We start from the raw sequence: 7029 nt of genomic DNA on the forward strand, positions 1-7029 counted from the left end.
GGGTTGGGTCAGCCGGAGAGGGCCGCGGTGCCGTTCTTCTGCAGCTCTGCGAGCCAGGCGTTCGGGTCTCCGCCCTTGCCCAGCGTCGCCAGCTGCGAGTTGAACTTCGTGATGACCTCGTCGAAGCCCGGCAGGTTGACCGGGCCCTGGGCGTACTGGCCGCCGGCGACGAAGGCCTGCTGGTCCGGGAACTTCGCCGCGAACGCCTTGGCGCCCTCCTCGGTGGAGGGCATGACGCCGAAGGCGTCGGCGAAGGCCATCTGCTGGTCGGTCGTGATGAGCGACTTGACCAGGTCGACGGACTGCGCCTGGTTGGGCGACTTGGCGGCGATGCCCCAGCAGTTGCTGAACAGCAGCGTCCCCTTGCCTGCAGGGCCTGCCGGCAGCTCGACGACCTTGTACTTGAGGTTCGGGAAGTCCTTCTTGGCGCCGCTGATCCAGTTGCCCTCGATGGTCATGGCCGCGACACCCTTGCCCAGCGCCTCGCCGCCCCAGCCGGTGGACGGGTTGGTGTTCTTGCTGAACTTGAGGACTCCGTCCTTCATCATCTTCTGGACCTCTGCCAGTCCCGCCTTGGCCGGTGCGCTGTCAGCCGTCATCGTCTTGCCGTCCTCGGAGACGATCCACCCGCCGGCCTGCTTGATGAAGGCGCCGCTGCGGTTGATGTCGTCGCCGATGACGAGGCCGGTGACCTTGCCCGACGTCAGCTTCTTGGCCACCGCTTCGAGGCCGGCCCAGTCCTTCGGGATGTCGGCGTCGGTGAGGCCGGCCTTGCTCCACAGGTCGGTGTTGATCTCGAGGGCGAGCGTCGAGTAGTCCTTGGGGGCGCAGTAGAACTTGTCGTCGTACGTGAAGGCCTTCACGAGGGCCGGCAGGAAGCCGGCGTCCTTGACCTGGTCGCCGTACGCGTAGAGGTTGCCGGCCTTGGCGAACGTGCCGACCTTGGAGGCGTCGGTGTAGAAGACGTCGGGGGGCGTCGTCGACGCGAAGGCCTGACCCAGCTGCTGGCCGAGGTCGGACGCGGCGATGACCTCGACGGTGTTGCCGGTCTTCTTGGCCCACGCCGCGGTGGCCTGCTTGACCGCGTTGGTCTCGGCGTCGCCCGAGCTGCCGATCATGACGGTGAGCTTGACTGGGCCCTTGGACGTGGCCTGCGGCGCGTTGTTGCCACCGCTGAAGCCGCCCCCGCCGCACGCGCTCAGGACGAGCGCGCCGGTGAGGCAGGCCGCTGCGGCGGCCGTGGTGGTCTTGCGTGACATCGATGTCTCCTGTTTCGGGTGGTGGGGGCGTGATCCCTGGCGTATGCCGGGTGGGTCGTCGTGGAACCGCGCTTGCTTCACGGTGGCTCGGGGACGGACGAGCGGCCGGCCCCGGCGGAGTCGCGCACGCTCGACGCGCGCACGGTGAGGGTGGGCTCGAGCAGCACCGGGGCGGACGTCGTCTCAGGGTCGACGAGCAGGTCCCAGGCGATGCGGGCGGCCTCGGCGACGGGCTGGTGGACGCTCGTCAGCTGCATGGCTGCGGCGACGTCGGTGTCGTCGAAGCCGACGACCCCGACGTCTCGGCCGGGCTCCAGCCCGTGGTTGCGGACGGCCCGGAGGGCTCCGAGGGCGAGCAGGTCGGAGGCGCAGACGATCGCGGCGTCGGGCCCGAGCCGGTCGAGCAGCCGCTCGGCGGCCCCGGTCGCCTCGTCGAGGTCCTGCACGGACTCGGCCGTGGGGGCCTCGCCCGTGACGCCGAGCTCGGCCAGCCCGTCGGCCCAGCCCCGGCGGCGGTCGTCGCCGACGGGCGAGCCGGAGGGCCACCCCAGCCAGCCGATCTGCCGGTAGCCGGAGGCAGCGAGGTGGCGCACGGCGCCGAGCACGCCGGCGTGGCCGTCGACGTCGACCCAGCGGGTGAGCTCGGGGCGGTCCCAGACCCGCCCGAACGACACGAACGGCACGCCGTGCTCGATGAGCCACTGCGGCCGGGGGTCGGCGTGGCGGGTGTCGGCGAGGACGAACCCGTCGACGAGACCGCTCGCGAGCGTCTGGCGGTAGCCGGCGATGACGTCGTCGGGGTCGGGGGCGAAGGCGAGCAGGTGGCTGGCGTGGGCGGGCGCGGACACGGTGAGCTCGACCAGGAACTCGTCGAGGATGTGCCCGAGCCGACGGTGACCCGACGGGTTGACCTCGAAGCCGAAGGCCGAGGCGCGCTGCCGGCGCAGCTGCTGCGCCGACGCGTGCGGGGTGAAGCGCAGTCGCTCGACCTCACGCAGCACCCGCTCGAGCGTGTCGGGAGCGACCTTGTGCGGGCGGTTGAGAGCGTTGCTCACCGTCTGGCGCGACACGCCCGCGGCCTCGGCGACGTCGACGATCGTCGTCCGGCCACCACGCGACTCATCGGCCTGCACTCCACGCTCCTTCGCGGTCGAGCCCATCCAGTCCAGCGAGTTGATCGTTCAAAACCGGCAAGTCCGGTGGACTTGAACGTTCATACGAGAGGGAGCATGCTCTTGTCTGCCCGGATTGGTCAAGGATGCTTGACCATTTCGTGACAGGTTGGGTCGGCGCCGACGGCGCTCCCGACACCCCGTTCCCGCCCGACGGAAGGCCCCTCGGTGACCGAGCGCGACACGCAGCGCCCCCCTCGACAGCCCTGGCTCCACGAGCTGTCGATCGTCGTCGACGGCAACGCGACGGTGCTCGCCGACCGATCAGGTGACGTGCTCCCCGGCACGAGCCACGGGCTCTACGTCGACGACCGCCGCATCCTCGGCACCCTGCGCCTCGAGGTGGCGTCGGAGGCCCCGGCCTTCGTCGCCGAACGCGCCTCGGGTTCGACGGCCGAGTACGCCGGGTCTGCCCGCGGCCTGGGCAACCCGGGCCCCGACCCCACCGTCGAGGTGCTCCGCTCGAGGCACCTGCTCTCGGCCGACGGGCGCACCCTGACCGAGCAGGTCGCCATCACCTCGCGCGCGGCGCAGACCGTGCACGCCCCCGTGCGACTCGTCGTCGGTGGCGACGGCCTCGACATCGGAGCCGTGAAGTCGGGTCGGCTCACGGGACCGCCCACGCCGGTCACCGTCGTCGACGGCCACGCGGTGCTCGAGGACGACTGGCACCGCACCACGCTGACCCTGGAGGAGCTGCCGCCCGGCTCGGGCGCGACCGTCGAGCCGGGTCCTGACGGCGCCGTGGTCCTCGGCGCGACCCTCGTCGTCGAGCCCGGCAGCACGGCCTCGCTCTGCCTCCGGGTGGCCACCGAGCGGCTGCAGGCATCGGCCTTCGACGCCGACCCCGGGGCCGACGCCGTGCACTGGGACGACGTGCGCGTCACCGCCCGCGACCACCGTCTCGCCCGCACGGTCCAGCGCGGCCTCGACGACCTGCGCCACCTCGTGCTCCGCGACCCCGCCTCGCCCGACGACGTCTTCGCTGCGGCCGGAACTCCGTGGTATCTCACGCTCTTCGGACGCGACTCCATCTGGGCGGCCCGAATGCTCCTTCCCCTCGGCACCGAGCTCGCGGAGGGGACGCTCCACACGCTCGCGCGCCGGCAGGGCACCACGCACGACCCCGTCACGGGCGAGGCGCCGGGCAAGATCCCGCACGAGCTGCGACGGCACGTCTACCGCGACAAGAACACCGGGATGACGCTGCCGCAGGTCTACTACGGCACCGTCGACGCGACGGCCCTCTGGGTCTGCCTGCTCGCCGAGGCCGTCGACTGGGGACTCCCCGTCGAGCGCGCGAAGACCCTGCTGCCCGCGCTCCGCGCGGCCGTCGGATGGCTCATCGGCGACGGGCAGCCCGACGCCGACGGGCTGCTCAAGTACATCGACACCTCGGGCACCGGCCTCGCGAACCAGGGCTGGAAGGACTCCGGCGACTCCATCCGCTGGCGCGACGGCACCGTCGCCGACGCGCCGATCGCGCTCGTCGAGGCGCAGGCGTATGCCGTCGAGGCCCTCCGCGCGGCCGCCCGCCTGCACCGCGCACTGGGCGCCACCGAGGTCGACGACGCCGACGCGCTCGAGGCGCAGGCCTCGGCCCTCGAGCAGCGGCTGCGCGACCGGTTCTGGGTCGAGACCGACGCCGGCCGCCACCTCGCCATCGCCCTCGACGGCGCCGGCCGCGCGGTCGACGGCCTCGGATCGAACATGGGTCACGTCCTCGGCACGGGATCCCTCGACGCCGCCGAGGCGCGCGAGGTCGCCGCCACGGTGACCGGGCCCGAGCTGCTCGACGACTTCGGCGTGCGCACCTTCGGCACCGGGAACGGCGGCTTCAACCCGATCGGCTACCACACCGGCTCGATCTGGACCCACGACACCGCGATCACGGCAATCGGCCTGTCCCGCGAGGGATTCGACGCTGAGTCTGGCGCCGTGGCCCGCACTCTGCTGGCGTCCGCGGAGGCCTTCTCGTACCGCTGGCCCGAGCTCTACTCGGGCGTCGCCCTCTCCGGCGCCCCGACGCCCTACCCGGCGTCGTGCCGCCCGCAGGCATGGTCCGCCGCCTCGGCCGTCGCGCTGCTCTCGGTGGCCCTGCGCCCCCGACCCGACGCGGCGACGCGAACGCTTCGGCTCGAGCCGGTGCGCCCCTCCCCCTACGGCGCCTTCCGCGTCGACGGACTGCGCTTCTGCGGACAGCGCATCGACGTCGCGGTCTCCGACGACGGCGACGTCGAGGTCCTGGGCGACCCCGGGGACGTCACCGTGGTCACCGACTGAGCTCGACGGCATACCTTCTCGGGGCCACCCCTCCTAGGATCGACAGGGTGAAGCCGGCGATCATCCTGGTGTCCGAGACGCGCTGCGAGCAGCTGTTCGACGAGTTCAGCCGCTACGCCCGTGACTACGAGCTGCCGACGGCCACGTCGGCCCACGAAGCGAAGCAGGCCGCCAAGAAGGTGGTGGCCGAGGGCGGCCAGGTGGCGATGTTCGTCACCGAGTCACGCCTCCCCGACGCCGACGTGCACCAGGCCTTCCACTGGTGGCGGCAGACGGTGCCGACCGCACGGCGGGTCATCGCCGCGCACGTGTCGACGTTCCGCGAGGACGCCGAGCGGCTGCGCGGCGGCATGGCGAAGGGCAAGTACGACGCATACCTGCTCATGCCGCGCGGCGCCCGTGACGAGGAGTTCCACACGGCGATCTGCGAGCTGCTGTCGGACTGGGGCTCGACGGTCGCCGAGCCGGAGGTCGTGGCGGTCGCGATCGTCTCCCCCGTCGAGGACGCCCTGACGCTCGGCATCCGCGACTACCTCGACCGCATGGGCATGCCGAACCGCGTCTACCCGCCCGACAGCGAGAAGGGCCAGCACGTGCTGCAGCTGCTCGCGGCCGAGGGCGGAGAGCCCGAGTTCCCGCTCGTCATGGACATGGGCAAACGCGTCGGCAGCGCACGGAGCGTGCGCGACGTGGCCTCGCGCATCTACGGACGGCCCGCCGACGTCGACGTCGACCGCGTCGTGGACGTCGCGATCGTCGGGGCCGGTCCCGCTGGTCTCGCAGCCGCGGTCTACGCATCGTCCGAGGGACTCTCGACGGTGGTCCTCGAGGCGGAAGCCGTTGGCGGGCAGGCCGGCACGTCGTCGATGATCCGCAACTACCTCGGCTTCCCGAGGGGCATCAGCGGTATGCGCCTCGCCCAGCGCGCGCGCAACCAGGCGATCCGCTTCGGCACCCAGTTCTTCACCGGGTGGCCGGTCACCTCGTTCGTCGCCGGAGGTGTCGACGACGACGGCAACCCCGAGCCGCACCGCCTCTGCACCGAGGGAGGTGACGTGCGCGCCCGCGCCGTCGTCGTCTCCGCCGGCGTGAAGTACCGCCGCCTCGACGCCCCGGGCATCGAGCGGCTCGTCGGGCTGGGCGTCCACTACGGCAGCGCCATGACGGCCGCCCGCGAGATGGAGGGCTCCGACGTCATCGTCGTGGGCGGTGGCAACTCGGCCGGCCAGGCCGCGATCCACCTCTCCCGTTTCGCCGGCTCGGTCACCATCCTCGTGCGTCGCGAGAGCCTCGCCGAGACGATGTCGGACTACCTCGTCGGCGAGATCCGGTACAACCCGCGCATCACGGTCCAGCCGTGCTGCGAGGTCGTCGAGGGCGGCGCGGGCGACGACGGCCGGCTCGGCTGGGTGACGACCCGAGACGTGCGCGACGGCAGCGAGACCCGGCGCGACTGCCGAGGCCTGTTCCTGCTCATCGGTGCCGAGCCCTACTGCGACTGGCTGCCCGCCGAGGTCGCCCGCGACGAGCGCGGGTTCGTGCTGACGGGTCGAGACGTGCCGCAGGACCGGTGGCGTGACGGCCTGCCGCCCGAGAGCCTCGAGACGACGGTCCGCGGCGTCTTCGCCGCCGGTGACATCAGGGCCGGGTCGATGAAGCGGGTGGCGGCGGCCAGCGGCGAGGGCGCCTCGGTGGTGCCGCTCGTGCACGCCTGGCTCGACCCGAGCCGCTGAGACGGGCGCCGAGCGCCTGACGCGAGCGGTCAGAGCCGGATGAGCTGCCCGTCGCGGAAGGAGTAGCGGTGGGCGGCGGTCGTCGCCGGCGGCAGGTTCGCCGGGTGGGCGGCGTCGTGCCGGTGCGGGTGGGGCCGTGGCGCCGGCTGCGTCGCCGCCTTGACGGGCACGAGGCCGCCGGCGACCCCTGCGGCGTGAGCCGTGCCGGCGCCGAGGGCGGCCGTGCCGACGAAGGCCACGGCGACGGCTGCACCGGCAGCGCCGAGCCCACGGCGGATCGAGCTGCGGTGCCCGCCGCGCGGGGTGGGAGTGGGAGTGGCGTGACGGTCGGCGCGGGGTGTCGTGTCCATGGCTCGAGCCTCGGGCCAGCGCCTGTGCACCGTCTGTGCTGGTCGCATGCGTTCGGCAAGCGTCCGGAAGGTGTTGCGGTGCAGGGACGCCCGCGGCCAGGTCGGCCGAGGCTCACTGGTGGACCGTGGGGTGTGACAAGGGCAGAGTTCTTGTCGCACTACCGGTGTCGTCGAGTCACTGCCGGGCTGAGCGAGCCGCCCTGCTTTCGGGGACGGCCTGACTGAGAGTCGC

The 7029-nt window shown here is 72.5% G+C and carries 5 protein-coding genes; 2 read left to right on the forward strand and 3 right to left on the reverse strand.

The genetic code is table 11. The features are described 5' to 3' along the window. Positions 1-8: 8 nt before the first annotated feature. Complete coding sequence (locus tag ACXR8F_RS18750) at positions 9-1259, reverse strand: sugar ABC transporter substrate-binding protein (protein WP_045191176.1); 1251 nt, start codon at positions 1257-1259, stop codon at positions 9-11. A gap of 77 nt (positions 1260-1336) precedes the next feature. After that, positions 1337-2392, reverse strand: coding sequence for a LacI family DNA-binding transcriptional regulator (locus tag ACXR8F_RS18755; RefSeq protein WP_052677312.1), 1056 nt, complete (start codon positions 2390-2392; stop codon positions 1337-1339). Positions 2393-2599: 207 nt separating this feature from the next. On the opposite strand from ACXR8F_RS18755, the gene ACXR8F_RS18760 reads away from it, so the two are divergent. Both ACXR8F_RS18760 and ACXR8F_RS18765 read left to right on the forward strand, forming a co-directional pair. Then, a complete protein-coding gene (locus ACXR8F_RS18760; RefSeq protein ID WP_458802805.1) occupies positions 2600-4714 on the forward strand; it encodes a glycogen debranching N-terminal domain-containing protein in 2115 nt (704 codons plus the stop codon). A 47-nt stretch (positions 4715-4761) separates the two neighbouring features. Further along, positions 4762-6447 carry an NAD(P)/FAD-dependent oxidoreductase gene (locus ACXR8F_RS18765; RefSeq protein ID WP_458802807.1) on the forward strand — a complete coding sequence of 562 codons (1686 nt, stop codon included), beginning with the start codon at positions 4762-4764 and terminating at the stop codon, positions 6445-6447. 29 nt (positions 6448-6476) lie between these two features. Here the strand turns inward: ACXR8F_RS18765 and ACXR8F_RS18770 are convergent, their stop codons facing one another. Continuing rightward, positions 6477-6797 (reverse strand): hypothetical protein, encoded by a 321-nt coding sequence (locus ACXR8F_RS18770; RefSeq protein ID WP_458802809.1) that lies wholly within the window; start codon positions 6795-6797, stop codon positions 6477-6479. Between the last annotated feature and the right edge of the window lie 232 nt (positions 6798-7029).

The sequence above is a fragment of the Terrabacter sp. AAH1 genome (assembly GCF_054456855.1).